This is a genomic window from Pantoea sp. ABR1s, assembly GCF_057812235.1.
The window spans coordinates 1,928,798-1,944,599 of the sequence record NZ_CM173823.1; the positions used below are offsets into that span (position 1 = coordinate 1,928,798).

Here is a 15,802-nt window from a genome sequence, read left to right on the forward strand (position 1 = left end):
CACCATTAATAGCTCACTATAGTTACAACATACTATAGGTTGAGTTAGCTTCCAGCCCTCAGCAACAGAGCAGAATTTGCCAGGCAGAAGGGCAATGGCGATTGTGATGGCCAGACACCGCAGGTAGAATGCTTGCCGTTTGTCTAATGCGCCTGCGGGCGCCTGTTGCAGAGGAAATGCCATGCCTTCACCCCACAACGTGACCGCTTCGCCGATTCTGGTAGCGCTGGATTATCATGACCTCGACAGCGCACTGCGTTTCGTCGACCAGATCGATCCCCGCAGTTGCCGCCTTAAAGTAGGCAAAGAGATGTTTACGCTATTTGGCCCCTCGCTGGTTAACACTCTGCAGCAGCGCGGCTTTGAAATCTTCCTCGATCTTAAATTCCACGATATTCCCAACACCACCGCTCATGCCGTGGCGGCCGCTGCCGATCTCGGGGTCTGGATGGTCAACGTTCATGCCAGTGGCGGGGCACGGATGATGAACGCGGCGCGTGAAGCGCTGCTTCCCTTTGGTAAAGAGGCGCCCCTGCTCATTGCGGTGACTGTACTGACCAGTATGGATGCAGAGGATCTCAAAGGGCTGGGCATTACGCTTTCTCCTGCCGAACAGGCAGAGCGACTGGCGAAGCTGACACTGTCGTGCGGGCTGGATGGTGTGGTCTGTTCCGCCCATGAGGCTGTCCGCTTCAAACAGGTTTTAGGTCAGGAGTTTGCGCTGGTCACGCCGGGGATTCGCCCGGCAGGCAGTGATGCAGGCGATCAGCGTCGCATCATGACACCTGAGCAGGCGAAGCAGGCGGGCGTGGACTATATGGTTATCGGGCGTCCGATAACCCAATCCGCTGATCCTGCCGCCACTCTGCAGGCGATCCTGCACAGTCTGGAGACACAATAATGGCGAAGGATAATCCACTGGTTTACTCAACCGACAGCGGGCGCATTACCCAGCCGGAGCCGGTGAAGGAGCGGCCAAAAGGGGATGGCATTGTGCGCATCCAGCGCCAGACCAGTGGTCGCAAGGGAAAAGGCGTCTGCCTGATTACCGGTATCGACCTGGACGACGCGGCATTGACGCTGCTGGCGGCCGAACTCAAAAAGAAGTGCGGCTGCGGGGGTTCGGTGAAAGAGGGTGTTATCGAGATTCAGGGGGATAAGCGCGATTTACTGAAAAGCCTGCTGGAAGCCAAAGGCATGAAGGTCAAACTGGCGGGTGGCTGAAAAAAAATCGGGCTACCGAAGTAGCCCGATTGTTGTGTAAATGCTTAGCGTAGCCGATTATTCTTTTAATAAGGTCTTTAGTGGACCTGATGACCGATAATACCACCGACAGCGGCGCCACCGACTGTGCCGAGTGCGCTACCATTAGTCAATACTGAACCCCCAATCGCACCCGCGCCCGCGCCAATAGCGGTGTTGCGGTCACGTTTAGACCAGTTAGAACAGCCGCTCAGTGCAACAGCTAACGTGGTTGCCAGTACAATGGCAGTGATTCGTTTCATTGTTGTTGTCATACACTTCTCCTTTGATGTGCTCACAGAGGCAACACTCTTAGTATAGCTCCGATATTTCCTCAGCCCGCTTGTGTCGCATCATTGCCGCATCCGTGTCGGCATGGAAATGTGATCACCATGGACAAACCGTTTGTAGCGAGAGAGTCACAATGCAAGCCCGACAGGGCCACGCATTGCCTGAGAGGATTCTAAGCGTTCTGGTTAAATTCCGAAGATAGAAAATTCTGAAATCACGACACATTTTTGCATTCACAGCCATTCCTTCTGCGTTTATAGCCATTTGCTCCATAACTCTTTCGCGTCTGACTCCGCAAAATTCAGGGACGATTGTCAGCAGGAGAAAATAGATGCTGGAACACCTGAAACAACAGGTTCTGGAAGCGAATCTGGATCTACCCAAATACAACCTGGTGACCTTCACCTGGGGCAATGTCAGCGCTGTTGATCGCGAACAGGGTTTGCTGGTGATTAAACCTTCCGGCGTGCGCTATGAAGTGATGAAGCGCGACGACATGGTCGTGGTCGATCTGGCGAGTGGCGACGTGGTGGAAGGGGATAAACGCCCCTCATCGGACACGGCGACGCACCGCGCGCTTTACCTCGCCTGGCCGGAGGTGGGTGGCATTGTCCATACCCATTCGCGGCATGCGACCATCTGGGCCCAGGCAGGACGACCGATTCCTGCCTGGGGAACCACCCACGCCGATGACTTCTATGGTGAGATCCCCTGTACCCGGTCGATGCGCAATGAAGAGATTCAGCACGACTACGAGTGGAACACTGGTGAGGTAATTATCGAGACTTTTGCGCAACGTGGGTTGTCTCCTTCGGCGATCCCGGCGGTACTGGTCAACTCTCATGGCCCGTTTGCCTGGGGGAAAGACGCTCATGCTGCGGTGCACAGCGCGGTTGTGCTGGAGGAGGTGGCGTATATGGGCCTGTTCAGCCAGCAGCTGACCGCTAATCTGCCGCCGATTAACCAGACACTGCTTGACCTGCACTACCTGCGAAAGCATGGCGAGAACGCCTGGTACGGGCAAAAATAGCGAGCGGGACGCCACGGCGTCCCGTTTTTTTTAGTCTCATCTGAGACTGGTATGGCGATCTCCATCATAGTTATCAAAACAACAGGTCATTAAAAATAAAACAGCGTTTCATTTTATCGAGGCGATCACTGTTTTGATTACCTTAAGTCACTACTTTGCTTGCATCGCCTTCGGGCACTTCCTGCTCCACCCTCTGGCATAGCAAAGGTGACATCCATATGCATATCAAACGTGCTATAGACAAAATTCCGGGCGGTATGATGCTCATTCCGCTCTTTATCGGCGCACTCTGTCATACGTTTTCTCCAGGCGCCGGGAAATATTTCGGTTCTTTCACCAACGGCCTGATGACCGGCACGGTGCCCATTCTGGCCGTCTGGTTTTTCTGTATGGGCGCGTCGATTAAACTCAGCGCCACCGGGACGGTACTGCGTAAATCGGGCACGCTGGTGCTTACCAAGATTGCCGTCGCCTGGGTTGTAGCTGCCATCGCCTCTCGGGTGATGCCGGAGAATGGCGTAGAAGTAGGGATGTTTGCCGGGTTATCGACGCTGGCGCTGGTGGCTGCCATGGATATGACCAATGGCGGCCTTTATGCCTCGATCATGCAGCAATATGGTTCCAAAGAGGAGGCGGGTGCGTTTGTGCTGATGTCTCTGGAGTCCGGGCCATTAATGACCATGGTTATCCTGGGCACCGCCGGCATCGCCTCATTCGAGCCGCACGTGTTTGTGGGGGCGGTCCTGCCGTTTATTGTGGGATTTGCATTAGGGAATCTTGATCCGGAGCTGCGCGACTTCTTCGGAAAAGCGGTCCATACGCTGATTCCTTTCTTCGCCTTTGCTCTGGGTAACACCATTAACCTGGGTGTCATTGCGGAAACCGGACTGCTGGGCATCATGCTGGGCGTGTCGGTGATCATTATTACCGGTATCCCACTCATTCTGACCGATCGACTGATTGGGGGCGGGGATGGCACGGCTGGCATAGCTGCATCCAGTACGGCAGGCGCAGCGGTGGCGACACCGGTGCTGATTGCCGAGATGCTGCCGCAGTTTAAACCGATTGCCCCTGCTGCCACGGCGCTGGTGGCAACGTCCGTGATTGTGACCTCCGTGCTGGTGCCCATCATCACGGCCATCTATTCAAAACGTGTTAAGCGTCTTCATGTTGCCGTGGAGCAGCGTGCCGCTATTAAGTAACCCGCCTAATCAATCCCCGACGCGCGAGTCGGGGATCACTCTGGATTTTGTGTTGTAAATCAATCTCTCATTTGGTCTGGCCTCACTCTGCATTACGCTGATGTGGCGTATTTAACGCATCAAATATAAACAGAGGATGAGACAATGACAGTTATTAACCAAGCAACGTGCAGATTATTTACCGAAGTCGGCAACACCACGCAGTTAGTCGCCTATTACGAAGAAGGGCGTCGTACTATGTGGATGATGTTGCGTGCACAGCCCCGTCCGAGCTTCAACCATGAACTGATTGAGGAGATCATGAATCTGAGCTACGCCGCTCAGCGTTCCGGTCTGCCGATCGACTTCTGGGTTACCGGCTCTCTGGTGCCACAGATGTTCAACGCCGGTGGCGATCTGCGCTTCTTTGTCGAGTGCATTCGCAATAACCGCCGTGAGGCGCTGCGGGCCTATGCCCGTGCCTGCGTTGACTGCATCCATTCGGCAGCACGGGGATTTGATACCGGCGCGGTGACGCTGGCGATGATTGAGGGCAGTGCGTTAGGCGGCGGATTCGAAGCGGCGCTGGCGCATCACTTCATTCTGGCGCAAAACAACGCGCGGATGGGCTTTCCGGAAATTGCTTTTAACCTGTTTCCCGGCATGGGCGGCTACTCACTGGTCGCGCGTCGTTCCGGCATGAAACTGGCAGAGGAGTTGATTTGTGAAGGGGAGTCCCACAGCGCAGAGTGGTATGAAACGCGCGGACTGGTGGATAAAGTCTTCCAGCCTGGCGACAGTTACCGCGCCACCCGCACCTTTATCGATACGTTACGTCCTAAACTCAATGGCGTGCGGGCTATGCTGAAAGCGCGTCAGCGCGTGCTGCAATTGTCACGCGCTGAGCTGATGGATATTACCGAAGATTGGGTCGATTACGCCTTTACCATCGAACCTAAAGACATTGCTTACATGGAACGCCTGGTTCAGTTACAAAACCGCCACAGCGCATCACTGCGTAAAGCGGGTTAATCTGAATTAGCGTTAAACGCGGGCAGGATGCTTAGCCAGCCAATGCCCAAACTGTTCCGCGGGCATTGGTTTTGCGTAGTAGTAGCCCTGACGCCCATCGACACCACTGTTAAGGACAAACTTCTCTTCATCCGGGGTCTCAATACCCTCTGCAATCACCTGCAAATCGAGCGCCTTGGCGACGGCGACAATAGCTCGTACCAGCGATTGTGAGACGGGCTGTTTATTAATATCGCGGATAAAGCTTTGGTCGAGCTTGATGGCATTGATCGGCACACGTGCGAGCTGAGAAAGCGATGAGTAACCCGTGCCGAAGTCATCCAGATGAACCTGTGCGCCCAGCTCCTGAAACTGCTTCATCAGCCGCAGGGCTTCAGCTTCATTCTCAATCAGGCAGCTTTCTGTGAGCTCAATATCGATAGGACAGTCGGTGATATTCGCCTCATGCAGTGCCTGTTTCAGGTCAGTATAGATGCTTTGATCAATCAGCTGACGTGCCGACACGTTGACGGCGACGCGCAGAAAAATGCCCTGCTGTCGCCAGACGATAATCTGTTTCAGCACATTGAGCATGACCCAGCGTCCCAGCGGCACAATCAGTCCCGACTCTTCGGCATAGGGAATGAAATCAGCAGGGGAGACCAGGCCGCGCTCGGGTGAGTTCCAGCGTACCAGCGCTTCGGCACTGCGGACTTCACCATCACTGTCGATTTTCGGCTGGTAATGCACCAGCAGGTGATCCAGCTCCAGCGCTTTACGCAGATTGGTGTCCAGCCACAGGTACTCAAAGACCCGCTGGTTCATCTCTGCCGCGAAGACACAGAACTTGCCACGACCGTTCTCTTTGGCGTGATACATCGCGGTGTCAGCATTGCGAATAAGGCTCTCGCGATCTTCACCGTGCAGCGGCGCGAAAGCGATCCCGATAGAGCAGCCGCTGTACACTTCGATCAGTCCGATACGGAAAGGCTGACGCAGGCGCTCAAGAATGCGTGAGGACATCGCCTCCAGCGCAGCCTGGCTGGTGTGCTCAGCCAGCACCACAAACTCATCGCCACCCAGCCGGCCCAGAGTCTGGTCTTTACCCAGACAGCTAAGAATCGCCAGTGAAACCGCCTGCAGTAACTGATCGCCGAACATATGACCGTAGGCGTCGTTCACTTTTTTGAAATTATCGAGATCGAGGTAGACCACGCCGGTCTCATCGCGCTCAGATCGCTCCAGCGCCAGGCTAATCTGTTGGTGAATTGCGTTGCGATTAGGCAATCCGGTCACCGTATCGGTGTTTGCCAGCACCCGCAGGCGTTCCTGGGCGCGTCGCTCCTCGGTTATGTCGGTGCCAGAACAGATGAGGAAAATTTCATTTTTGCCACTGCCGCTGTGAACAAACTTATTACGAAACAGAAACAGTCGCTGACCTTTTTTGGTTTTAACCCAGCGCTCAACCTCATAGGAGTTGCCGTCACGGAAGAAGCCCGCAATGTTGCGTCGTGACTGAGAAGCCTCCTGTTTGGTCATAAAAAGCTGAAAGACGTTACGGCCGATAACCTCATGCTCATTCAGACCGGTATATTCTTCACTAAGACGGTTAAAACGCTGAATATTGCCGCGCTGATCGAGGATCACAATCACCGAGTTGGCTTCAGAAACCACCTGTTCGGCGAATGAAAGACCCAGGGTTAAGTCGCGGGCGACCGCTGAGGTATCGCCCCAGGCAGAAGCGGTTCCTGCCCAGGTCGCCTGGTTCACTTTGCGTCCGACAAAATGCATCGGAACATCAATGCCCTGCAGCGTCATAGTCAGATTGATGCTTGAAGTGATGACCGGCATCGCGCGTATCATGGCTGCCTGGCCGGGGGTTAACGGCAGGGCGATATTAGTTTGTGACGACTCATCTTCGGCAAAATGCAACGCATCGCTGTCCGCGGTCAGACGCCAATGAGGGCTGGTTGTACCGAAAAGGGTGTACAACAACGTTTGCCCTTGTTCATCGGTCATGGAAACTTCCTCCGGGAAGTGCTCTGCAGGCGTTATCTCATTATTTTAGCAACAGTATTCATCATCTGACGCCAGCACAAGATGCAAACCGAATATATTTTCCCATCCAGATAAGAATGGCACAAAAAAGCCCCGACATTGCGGGGCTGTTTAGTGCGGTCAGCAGGGACATTTACCCAGTTTGCCTGCCTGGCTGGGGAAGCGGGCATCCAGACAGTAACGGTGGAAATCGCGCTCATTCATCGGCGGCTGATCGGGATGATGGAGTCGCATATGCTGCAGATATTTTTGATAATCCTGCACCCCGACCATTAAGCGAAAACACTGTTGCAGGCCGCGCCAGAATCCCCGCCAGCTGAATGTCTGTGGCAGTGGGGAGGCGGCAGGCTGGCAGCGGATAATCTGCCACTCTCCCTGCGGACGCCGGGACTGATGAATAGCATCAGACATGACGCACCTCCTTGTTGCGCAGCGTCACAACGGACTCATGCGTAGTAGGAAGATCGCTGCGCAGCGCCCGGCGAATGACAAAGAACGCAGAGATCAGCATCGTGACCGCCACCAGCATAAAGAAGGCGCACAGGGCCGCGTTAATCTGATTGCTGAAAACGATGGTCTGCATATCCGCCACGCTTTTTGCCGGGGCGATGATCACGCCTTCATCCAGCCCTTTGCGGAACTTATTCGCCTGCGCCAGGAAGCCAATCGACGGTTTTTCATGGAAGATTTTCTGCCAGCCGGCAGTCATCGAGGTGATAAACAGCCAGACAGTTGGCAGGATAGTCACCCAGGCGTAACGCTGCTTTTTCATTTTAAACAGCACCACGGTGCCGAGGATCAGCGCCATGGACGCCAGCATCTGATTGCCGATACCAAACAGCGGCCACAGAGTGTTAATGCCGCCGAGCGGATCGACCACGCCCTGATAGACAAAGAAGCCCCAGCCCGCGACCGCCACGGTCGTGCCGGCCATATTGCCCAGCCAGGAGCGGTTATTCGCCATAGAAGGCACCACGGTGCCTGCCAGATCCTGCACCATAAAGCGGCAGGCGCGGGTACCGGCATCGACCGCCGTCAGAATGAACAGCGCTTCAAACAGAATGGCGAAGTGATACCAGAACGCCATCATCGCCCGGCTGTTAAAGATCTCGGTAATGATGTGGGCCATCCCCACCGCGAAGGTTGGCGCGCCGCCTGCGCGGGACAGGATCGAGCCTTCACCCACGTCACGGGCGATGCCGCTCAGCATTTCCGGCGTGACGACAAAGCCCCAGCCGTTGATCACCTGAGAGGCGCTTTCAACGGTGGTACCAATCAGCGCAGCCGGGGAGTTCATGGCAAAGTAGACGCCCGGATCGAGCACTGAGGCACAAATCAGCGCCATGATCGCCACAAAGGATTCCATCAGCATCGCGCCATAGCCAATAAAGCGGATATGACTTTCCCGCTCCACCAGTTTTGGCGTGGTGCCGCTGGAGACCAGCGCATGGAAGCCGGAGATGGCGCCGCAGGCAATAGTAATAAACAGGAACGGGAACATCGCGCCGGAGAAGACCGGGCCGGTACCGTCGATAAATTTGGTGACCGCCGGCATTTTCATCTCTGGCATGGCAAAGACAATCCCCACCGCCAGCCCGACAATCACGCCGATTTTAAGAAAGGTCGAAAGGTAGTCACGCGGAGCCAGCAGCAGCCAGACCGGCAGCACGGAGGCAATAAAGCCGTAGATCACCAGCACCCAGGTCAGTGAGGTGCCTTTCAGGGTAAAGAAGGGCCCCCAGTAAGGATGCTGGGCTACGTCACCGCCATAGATAATCGCTGCCATCATCAGCACAAAGCCAATCAGTGAAACTTCGGCGATTTTACCGGGCCGGATAAAGCGCATGTAGACGCCCATAAACAGCGCAATCGGAATGGTGGCCGCGATGGTGAACAGTCCCCACGGACTGTTCGCCAGCGCTTTGACCACCACCAGCGCCAGCGCCGACAGAATAATGATCATGACGCCCAGCGCGCCGAGCATGGTCACCACACCGGCAAACGCACCCAGCTCCTGCCGCGCCATCTCGCCCAGTGAACGGCCATCACGACGGGTTGAGATAAACAGGATCAGGAAATCCTGTACCGCACCCGCCAGCATCACCCCAACCAGGATCCAGATGGTGCCAGGCAGAAAGCCCATCTGCGCGGCCAGAATCGGACCCACCAGCGGGCCGGCACCGGCGATAGCCGCGAAGTGGTGGCCAAACAGCACCCATTTATTGGTCGGGACATAATCGAGCCCGTCGCTCAGCCGCTCGGCAGGCGTCATCCGGCGGTCGTCCAGTTCGAAAATATTGCGGGCGATAAACAGGCTGTAGAAGCGATAAGCGATGCTGTAACAGGCGACAGCGGCTATCACCAGCCAGACTGCGTTGACGTGTTCGCCGCGGCTGAGGGCCAGCATGGCGAAAGCGCCCGCGCCGATTAACGCCACCACTAACCAGATCGCACTGGTTTTGACGTTTTTCATGACTAACTCCTTGTGAGGACCGAGAGGAAAGCGATCGAAAACAACGAGTCAAACTTAATGTAATGGAATGTAAGTGAAAGTTAATCAGTGGAGAAGTGTGAAGCGGGGTACAAATTTAACTTTTTTGCAATGCGGGCGGGGTGGAAACAGACGGGATAACCGGAGTTATCCCGCCCGATTGACTGCTCAGTACGTCACTACTCAGACAGCGGGACGCGCCACGACGCTGCGGGTTTCCATGCGGACTTCGGCGATGGTGACATCAATCACATCGGTCACACGGTAAACCACTTCGCCTTTAATCTGAACGCTGCCATTTTCCTGGCTGCAGACCAGCTCATCACGCACCGAGTGAATGAACGGAGCCGGGATAAAGGCGACCGCGCCAAACTCCAGCAGGCGAACACGCATGCCACCACGTGACACATCGATAATCTCGGCGCTGAAGCGACGGTCGGTTGCTGCAAACGGCGCCAGATAACGGGCGTAGAGCCAGTCGCCAACATCACGTTCCGCCATGCGGTTCAGGCGGCGGCGCTCACTCATCGTCACCGTCAGCGCATCATCCGGACGAGCGATCTGCTCACCGCGAATAATCGCTTTCAGCAGACGATGGTTGACCATGTCGCCGAACTTACGAATCGGTGAGGTCCATGTGGCGTAAGCCTCAAGTCCCAGGCCAAAGTGCGGGCCAGGCTCGGTGCTGATCTCAGCGAAGGTCTGGAAGCGACGGATCCGGCTGTCGAGGAACTGGGTCGGCTGGGCATCAAGCTCACGACGCAGCACGCGGAAACCTTCCAGCGTAGTGATCGCCTGCGCATCCACGGTAATACCATGGTTGGCCAGCACGGCCGCGGCCTGTTCAGCATTGGTGGCATCGAAACCGGCATGGACGTTGTAGATACCAAAACCGAGACGGTCACGCAGCACTTTCGCCGCGCAGACGTTGGCCAGAATCATAGACTCTTCAACAATGCGGTTAGCGATGCGGCGCGGTTCAGCCACGATCTCCAGCACTTCACCTTTTTCACCCAGCAGGAAGCGGTAATCCGGGCGATCTTTAAACACCAGCGCGTGGGTCTGACGCCATTCGCTGCGCGCCAGGCAGAGGCGATGCAGCAGGCGAATCTGTTCAGCAATCTCCTCACTTTCCGGCTGCCATGAGCCGCTGTTTTCCAGCCAATCAGAGACGTCGTCATACGCCAGCTTGGCTTTGGATTCGATCCAGGCGGCAAAGAACTCAACGTCATCACCTAAGCTGCCATCGGCTGCCACGGTTACGCGGCAGGCCAGGGCCGGACGGCGCACATTCGGACGCAGCGAGCAGACATCATCAGAGAGTTCGCGCGGCAGCATCGGGATGTTAAAGCCCGGCAGGTAGTTGGTAAACGCACGCTGCGCCGCCAGCTTATCGAGCTGACTGCCTTCCGGCACATAGGCGGTAGGGTCGGCGATAGCGATGGTCAGACGCAGGGCGCCATCGTCCAGGGCTTCCACAAAGAGCGCATCATCCATATCCTGGGTGCTGGCGCTGTCGATGGTAACGAAATCCAGCGCGGTCAGATCTTCACGCGTCAGATTTTCATCCAGCATCTCGCCAAAACTGACATCGGGCGCTTCACGCTCAAGGTTATGACGCGACAGCGTCACCCACCACGGCGCCAGATGGTCATCAGCTTTGACAATAAAATCGGTGAGTTCGGCATAAAAGCCGCGATCGCCTTTCAGCGGATGGCGACGCATCTCCGCCACGGCCCAGTCACCATTTTCAAACTCATGGCTGACATCGCGCGCAGGGCGACACTGGATCGCATCCTTCAGCAGGGGATGATCCGGCACAATCGACAGGCGATCGTCTTTCTTCTGAACCCGGCCAACAAAGCGGCTCAGGAACGGCTCAACCAGGGTTTCCGGCTCAGCGCTTTCGCGATCTTTATCGCTGTGGATCACGGCGGTGATACGATCGCCGTGCATCACTTTCTTCATCTGCGGTGGCGGAATGAAGTAACTTTTTTGCGCATCGACTTCCAGAAAGCCGAAGCCTTTTTCAGTGCCTTTTACGACGCCTTCAGCACGAGGCGTTTGCGAATGGAGCTTCTCTTTCAGCTGCGCGAGCAGCGGGTTATCCTGGAACATAATTTTTACGTTTCGTTGGCTGATTGCGGCTGACAGTTTTACGCGAATCGACGTCGCGCGGCAAGGCAAAAAGCCGGACGAGCCGGCTTTTTAGGGGGGAGTGAAAGGGCTGTCAGGCGATGCGCTGATCGGCCAGTGCCCCAGAGAGTTCCAGCTTCACCGGCACCGATTTTGAGGTCGGTGTGCCACTGTCATCACCAAAGCTGTTCAGCGGCACCAGCGGGTTGGTTTCCGGATAATAGGCCGCCAGGTTACCGCGCGGAATATTGTAGGGAACCAGTTTGAATCCGCTGACGCGACGGGTAATGCCATCATTCCACAGCGTTTCGATATCGACATTCTGGCCTTCGGTAAAGCCCAGGTCTGCCATATCGTCCGGGTTGATGAACACCACTTCACGCTGACCAAACACGCCACGGTAACGGTCATCAAGGCCGTAAATGGTGGTGTTGTACTGGTCGTGCGAACGCAGCGTCTGCAGGGTAAAAGGCACGTCCTGATCAAGATTCGGGAACAGTGAGGTCGGCAGCGCTGAGGCGTTGAACTCCGCTTTCTGGCTCGGGGTGTTGAAGCGCAACTCGGCTGCTGCGTTGCCCAGATAGAAACCGCCCGGGATATCACATTTGGCGTTAAAGTCGGCAAAGCCCGGGATCGTCGCGGCGATGTGCTCACGGATCAGGTTGTAATCACCCGCCAGCTCGCGCCATTTCACTTTTTCATCACCCAGCACCGCCTCGGCGATACCGGCAACAATCCAGGTCTCTGAACGCTGCGTTTCCGCCAGCGGAATACCGATCCCTTCAGAGGCGTGCACCATGCTGAAGGAGTCTTCCACGGTAATAAACTGATTGCCGGTGGCCTGCAGATCGCGCTCGGTGCGGCCCAGCGTCGGCAGAATCAGCCCATCGTGACCCGGCACCAGATGGCTGCGGTTCAGTTTGGTGCTGATATGCACGGTCAGACCACAGCGTGACATCGCCTCTTCGGTGCGCGGTGAGTCGGGTGCGGCCGCCGCCAGGTTGCCACCCAGCGCGATCAGCACTTTCACTTCATCACGCAGCATGGCGTTCAGCGCTTCCACGGTGTTGTGGCCTGCCGCACGCGGGGGCTCGAAATTGAAATGATTCCCCAGCGCATCCAGGAAGGCTTTCGCCGGTTTCTCATCGATGCCCATGGTGCGGTTGCCCTGCACATTACTGTGACCACGAACCGGGCAGAGGCCTGCGCCTTTTTTACCCAGCTGGCCAAACAGCAACTGCAGGTTGGTGATCTCGCGCACCGTGTCGACAGAGTGTTTGTGCTGGGTGATGCCCATCGCCCAGGTACAGATCACCCGGTCAGCGCTCTGGTAGATCGCCGCGGCTTCACGGATCTGCGCCTGCGTCAGGCCCGACTGCGCCACAATCTGCATCCAGCTGGTGTTATCCACGGCGTCGAGATACGCCTCAATGCCGTTGGTTTTAGCATTGATAAAGGTCTGATCGAACAGGCCGCTTTCACCAGCCGCCAGACGCGCGCGGTGGGTTTCCAGCAGGGATTTCACCATGCCGCGCACCGCTGCCATATCACCGCCCAGGTTCGGCTGATAATAGGAGGAGCTGATGTTGCCCGCTTTCGAGGTCACCACTTCCAGCGGTTTCTGCGGATCGGCAAAACGTTCCAGACCGCGTTCACGCAGGGTATTAAAGGTGACGATTTTCGCACCGTGATCGGCAGCGTGACGCAGGCTGTGCAGCATACGCGGATGGTTAGTGCCGGGATTCTGACCGAAGACAAAAATGGCATCTGCGTGGTCGAAATCATCCAGACGAATGGTGCCTTTACCGACGCCAATGCTGCGCTTCAGGCCGGTGCCGCTGGCTTCGTGGCACATATTGGAGCAGTCAGGGAAGTTATTGGTCCCCATCAGGCGACCAAACAGCTGATAGAGCCAGGAGGCTTCATTGCTGGCGCGACCGGAGGTGTAGAGCTCCATCTGATCCGGATGATCTATCGCCTTGATGTGCTGCGCGATCAGCGCAAACGCATCATCCCAGCTGATGGGCTCGTAGTGGTCGGTTTCCGCGTTGTAGCGCAGCGGATGGGTCAGACGTCCCTGATACTCCAGGAAGTAGTCACTCTGGGTATAGAGCGTGGTTACGCTGTGTTTGGCGAAAAAGTCGGTGTCGACCATCCGGCGTGTCGCTTCCCAGGTCACCGCTTTGGCGCCATTCTCGCAGAAGCTGAAGGTACTTTTATTGTCATCACCCCAGGCGCAGCCTGGACAGTCAAAACCGCGTGCTTTGTTCATGCGCATCAGGTTGCGCATATTTTTCAGGGCCGCTTTGCTGTCAAGAACGAAACGCGTGGTGGCTTCCAGTGAACCCCAGCCGCCCGCTGCCGCGCGATAGGGTTTGATTTGGCGTTTAAATTTCATATTGAGTGCAGGCTTTTTATAGTAGGAATTATTGTTTGGTGTTTGTTATCAGGTTATATCCTGATGGTGAAAGGAAGTCTGCAGCTATCCTCATACCTTGTCTAATTGATTGACTTAATGGTGCGATAGCTGGCGTTTATCGTGCATAAGCCAGAAATGTGATGCTGGTCAGATTTTACCCGCCTTTAACCTGCTGATAACGGGAGTTCTTCCGACAACAGGCTAATACTTGCTGTTCACAATCAGAGAGGGCACGACTCCATGAAACAGCTGACCAGCCAGATTCATGCATTTGGCAAAGCGTTGATGATGCCAATCTCCGTCATCGCTGCCGCAGGTATCTTCCTTGGGCTGGCGGCGGCCATGCAGAACCCGGCGGTCACCGGCGATGCCTTTGCGCAGATGCAGGTGCCGCAGTTAATAATCGGCTTTATTCGCAAGGTTGCCGGAGCGCTATTCGCTAATCTGCCGGTCTTCTTTGCGGTAGCGAGTGCCATCGGACTGGCGAAAGCGGAAAAACCTACCGCCGCCTTTGCCGCGGTGATTGGCTATATCGTGATGAACGTTGGTATCAGCGCGACGCTGGCGGCCAAGGGGATCACCGCAGCCACCACCACACCTGCAGCCCTGCAGCAGGCGGGGATGGATCAGACCTCCGCCATGATGACCTCGGCGGAATATATCAACATGCTGGGCGTCTTTACCTACAACATGAGCGTACTGGGCGGGGTGATTGCCGGACTGGTAACGGTGGCGCTGCACAATCGCTTTTATACCCAGCAATTACCTACCGCGATCAGCTTCTTTGGCGGACGGCGTTTTGTGCCGATTGTGACCGTGGTCTGTCTGCCACTGATTGGGGTCTTGCTGGCGCTGATCTGGCCGACCATTGGTGACGGTATCGCCTGGATTGGACAGATGATTGGCAAAAGCGGGCAGTATGGCGCTTTTCTGCTGGGGGCCTTTGAGCGCATCCTGATCCCCACCGGCCTGCATCACATCCTTAACGAAACCGTGCGTTTCACGCCTATTGGCGGCATGGCGGTGGTCGATGGTCAGACCGTTGTTGGCGCACTGAACATCTTCAACGCGTCGCTGACTCATCCGGGATCCATTCCCGATGAGACGCTGCGCACGGCCACGCAGTTTCTGGCGCAGGGCAAGATTCCGGTGATGATGTTCGGCCTGCCCGCCGCGGCGCTGGCGATCTATCACACCGCCCGACCCGAGCATAAACAGCGGGTCAAAGCACTGGTCATGGCGGGGGCGCTGACCTCCTTCACCACCGGCATCACCGAACCGCTGGAGTTCTGCTTTATCTTTGTCTCTCCGGTGCTCTATCTGCTGCACGCTTTCCTGACCGGCCTGTCGTTTATGCTGATGTCGATGCTGCATCTGATGATTGGCAACGTGCAGGGCGGTGTTATCGACCTGGTGGTGTTCGGCATGCTGGGCGGGGCAAAAACCCACTGGTGGTGGACGCTGGCGCTGGGCGTGATCTATGCGCCAATCTACTACTACGCTTTCCGGCTGGTGATCACCCGGATGAATGTTGAAACGCCGGGCCGTGAATCGGAGGATGAGAAACCGCAACAGGTCGCCGCGGATGAACGGACTCAGGTAATTATCAGCGGGCTGGGCGGGCAGGCCAATATCGAGGATGTCGATTGCTGCTTTACCCGGCTGCGCGTGCGGGTCAGGGAGATGAATCAGGTGGTCGATCAGACGCTGATGAGCACCGGTGCCAATGGGGTCAATCGCGTCAGTGAGCACGACATTCAGGTGATCTACGGCCCGCAGGTCGAGAAGATCGCCAACGAGGTAAAAATGGCGCTGGGCGTCGCTTAACGGCAGCCTGTTTCACTCTTAGTGACGACGCTAACCGCCCGATGCCCGTGGGCGGTTAGCCCCTGTTCCCCGGAGCGCTCCGCCCGCTGCCGTCCCGCTTATTGTAACTAAAAAAA

At 56.2% G+C, this 15,802-nt stretch carries 12 protein-coding genes; 6 read left to right on the forward strand and 6 right to left on the reverse strand.

Annotation, left to right across the window (positions count from 1 at the left end):
- Positions 1–181 precede the first annotated feature (181 nt).
- Positions 182–901, forward strand: coding sequence for an orotidine-5'-phosphate decarboxylase (gene pyrF / locus ACXKZD_RS08920; RefSeq protein ID WP_022625580.1), 720 nt, complete (start codon positions 182–184; stop codon positions 899–901).
- Positions 901–1,224: a stress response translation initiation inhibitor YciH gene (gene yciH / locus ACXKZD_RS08925; protein ID WP_115758651.1), complete on the forward strand. Its 324-nt coding sequence runs from the start codon at positions 901–903 to the stop codon at positions 1,222–1,224. Before pyrF ends, yciH begins: the two co-directional genes overlap by 1 nt.
- A gap of 77 nt (positions 1,225–1,301) precedes the next feature.
- Here the strand turns inward: yciH and osmB are convergent, their stop codons facing one another.
- Positions 1,302–1,517: an osmotically-inducible lipoprotein OsmB gene (gene osmB / locus ACXKZD_RS08930; protein ID WP_159226464.1), complete on the reverse strand. Its 216-nt coding sequence runs from the start codon at positions 1,515–1,517 to the stop codon at positions 1,302–1,304.
- A gap of 347 nt (positions 1,518–1,864) precedes the next feature.
- Between osmB and araD the strand changes: the two genes are divergently transcribed.
- The 3 genes from araD to ACXKZD_RS08945 all read left to right on the forward strand — a co-directional run bounded on the left by araD (position 1,865) and on the right by ACXKZD_RS08945 (position 4,776).
- On the forward strand, positions 1,865–2,563 hold the full coding sequence (gene araD / locus ACXKZD_RS08935; protein ID WP_010244508.1) for an L-ribulose-5-phosphate 4-epimerase: 699 nt from the start codon (positions 1,865–1,867) through the stop codon (positions 2,561–2,563).
- Positions 2,564–2,781: 218 nt separating this feature from the next.
- The gene (gene kdgT / locus ACXKZD_RS08940) at positions 2,782–3,765 is read left to right on the forward strand and encodes a 2-keto-3-deoxygluconate transporter (protein WP_010244511.1); all 984 of its coding nucleotides are present in this window, start codon (positions 2,782–2,784) and stop codon (positions 3,763–3,765) included.
- A 144-nt stretch (positions 3,766–3,909) separates the two neighbouring features.
- Complete coding sequence (locus ACXKZD_RS08945) at positions 3,910–4,776, forward strand: crotonase/enoyl-CoA hydratase family protein (protein ID WP_003853843.1); 867 nt, start codon at positions 3,910–3,912, stop codon at positions 4,774–4,776.
- 12 nt (positions 4,777–4,788) lie between these two features.
- On the opposite strand, the gene pdeR is transcribed toward ACXKZD_RS08945, so the two are convergent.
- The 5 genes from pdeR to ACXKZD_RS08970 form a co-directional block, all read right to left on the reverse strand.
- Complete coding sequence (gene pdeR / locus ACXKZD_RS08950) at positions 4,789–6,774, reverse strand: cyclic di-GMP phosphodiesterase (RefSeq protein ID WP_010244518.1); 1,986 nt, start codon at positions 6,772–6,774, stop codon at positions 4,789–4,791.
- Positions 6,775–6,933: 159 nt separating this feature from the next.
- Complete coding sequence (locus ACXKZD_RS08955) at positions 6,934–7,224, reverse strand: YbdD/YjiX family protein (RefSeq protein ID WP_033779088.1); 291 nt, start codon at positions 7,222–7,224, stop codon at positions 6,934–6,936.
- Complete coding sequence (locus ACXKZD_RS08960) at positions 7,217–9,286, reverse strand: carbon starvation CstA family protein (protein WP_010244523.1); 2,070 nt, start codon at positions 9,284–9,286, stop codon at positions 7,217–7,219. The genes ACXKZD_RS08955 and ACXKZD_RS08960 overlap by 8 nt, the downstream gene beginning before the upstream one ends.
- Before the next feature lie 201 nt (positions 9,287–9,487).
- On the reverse strand, positions 9,488–11,422 hold the full coding sequence (locus ACXKZD_RS08965) for an exoribonuclease II (RefSeq protein WP_488982011.1): 1,935 nt from the start codon (positions 11,420–11,422) through the stop codon (positions 9,488–9,490).
- Between the two features lie 112 nt (positions 11,423–11,534).
- Complete coding sequence (locus tag ACXKZD_RS08970; RefSeq protein ID WP_488982012.1) at positions 11,535–13,838, reverse strand: FdhF/YdeP family oxidoreductase; 2,304 nt, start codon at positions 13,836–13,838, stop codon at positions 11,535–11,537.
- 261 nt (positions 13,839–14,099) lie between these two features.
- Between ACXKZD_RS08970 and ACXKZD_RS08975 the strand changes: the two genes are divergently transcribed.
- Positions 14,100–15,686 carry a PTS transporter subunit EIIC gene (locus ACXKZD_RS08975; protein ID WP_022625584.1) on the forward strand — a complete coding sequence of 529 codons (1,587 nt, stop codon included), beginning with the start codon at positions 14,100–14,102 and terminating at the stop codon, positions 15,684–15,686.
- Positions 15,687–15,802: the final 116 nt, after the last annotated feature.

Bases quoted from the DNA above. Each gene is read 5' to 3' on its own strand.
- pyrF (WP_022625580.1), top strand. From the start codon at position 182: ATGCCTTCACCCCACAACGTGACCGCTTCGCCGATTCTGGTAGCGCTG.
- yciH (WP_115758651.1), top strand. From the start codon at position 901: ATGGCGAAGGATAATCCACTGGTTTACTCAACCGACAGCGGGCGCATT.
- osmB (WP_159226464.1), bottom strand. From the start codon at position 1,517: ATGACAACAACAATGAAACGAATCACTGCCATTGTACTGGCAACCACG.
- araD (WP_010244508.1), top strand. From the start codon at position 1,865: ATGCTGGAACACCTGAAACAACAGGTTCTGGAAGCGAATCTGGATCTA.
- kdgT (WP_010244511.1), top strand. From the start codon at position 2,782: ATGCATATCAAACGTGCTATAGACAAAATTCCGGGCGGTATGATGCTC.
- ACXKZD_RS08945 (WP_003853843.1), top strand. From the start codon at position 3,910: ATGACAGTTATTAACCAAGCAACGTGCAGATTATTTACCGAAGTCGGC.
- pdeR (WP_010244518.1), bottom strand. From the start codon at position 6,774: ATGACCGATGAACAAGGGCAAACGTTGTTGTACACCCTTTTCGGTACA.
- ACXKZD_RS08955 (WP_033779088.1), bottom strand. From the start codon at position 7,224: ATGTCTGATGCTATTCATCAGTCCCGGCGTCCGCAGGGAGAGTGGCAG.
- ACXKZD_RS08960 (WP_010244523.1), bottom strand. From the start codon at position 9,286: ATGAAAAACGTCAAAACCAGTGCGATCTGGTTAGTGGTGGCGTTAATC.
- ACXKZD_RS08965 (WP_488982011.1), bottom strand. From the start codon at position 11,422: ATGTTCCAGGATAACCCGCTGCTCGCGCAGCTGAAAGAGAAGCTCCAT.
- ACXKZD_RS08970 (WP_488982012.1), bottom strand. From the start codon at position 13,838: ATGAAATTTAAACGCCAAATCAAACCCTATCGCGCGGCAGCGGGCGGC.
- ACXKZD_RS08975 (WP_022625584.1), top strand. From the start codon at position 14,100: ATGAAACAGCTGACCAGCCAGATTCATGCATTTGGCAAAGCGTTGATG.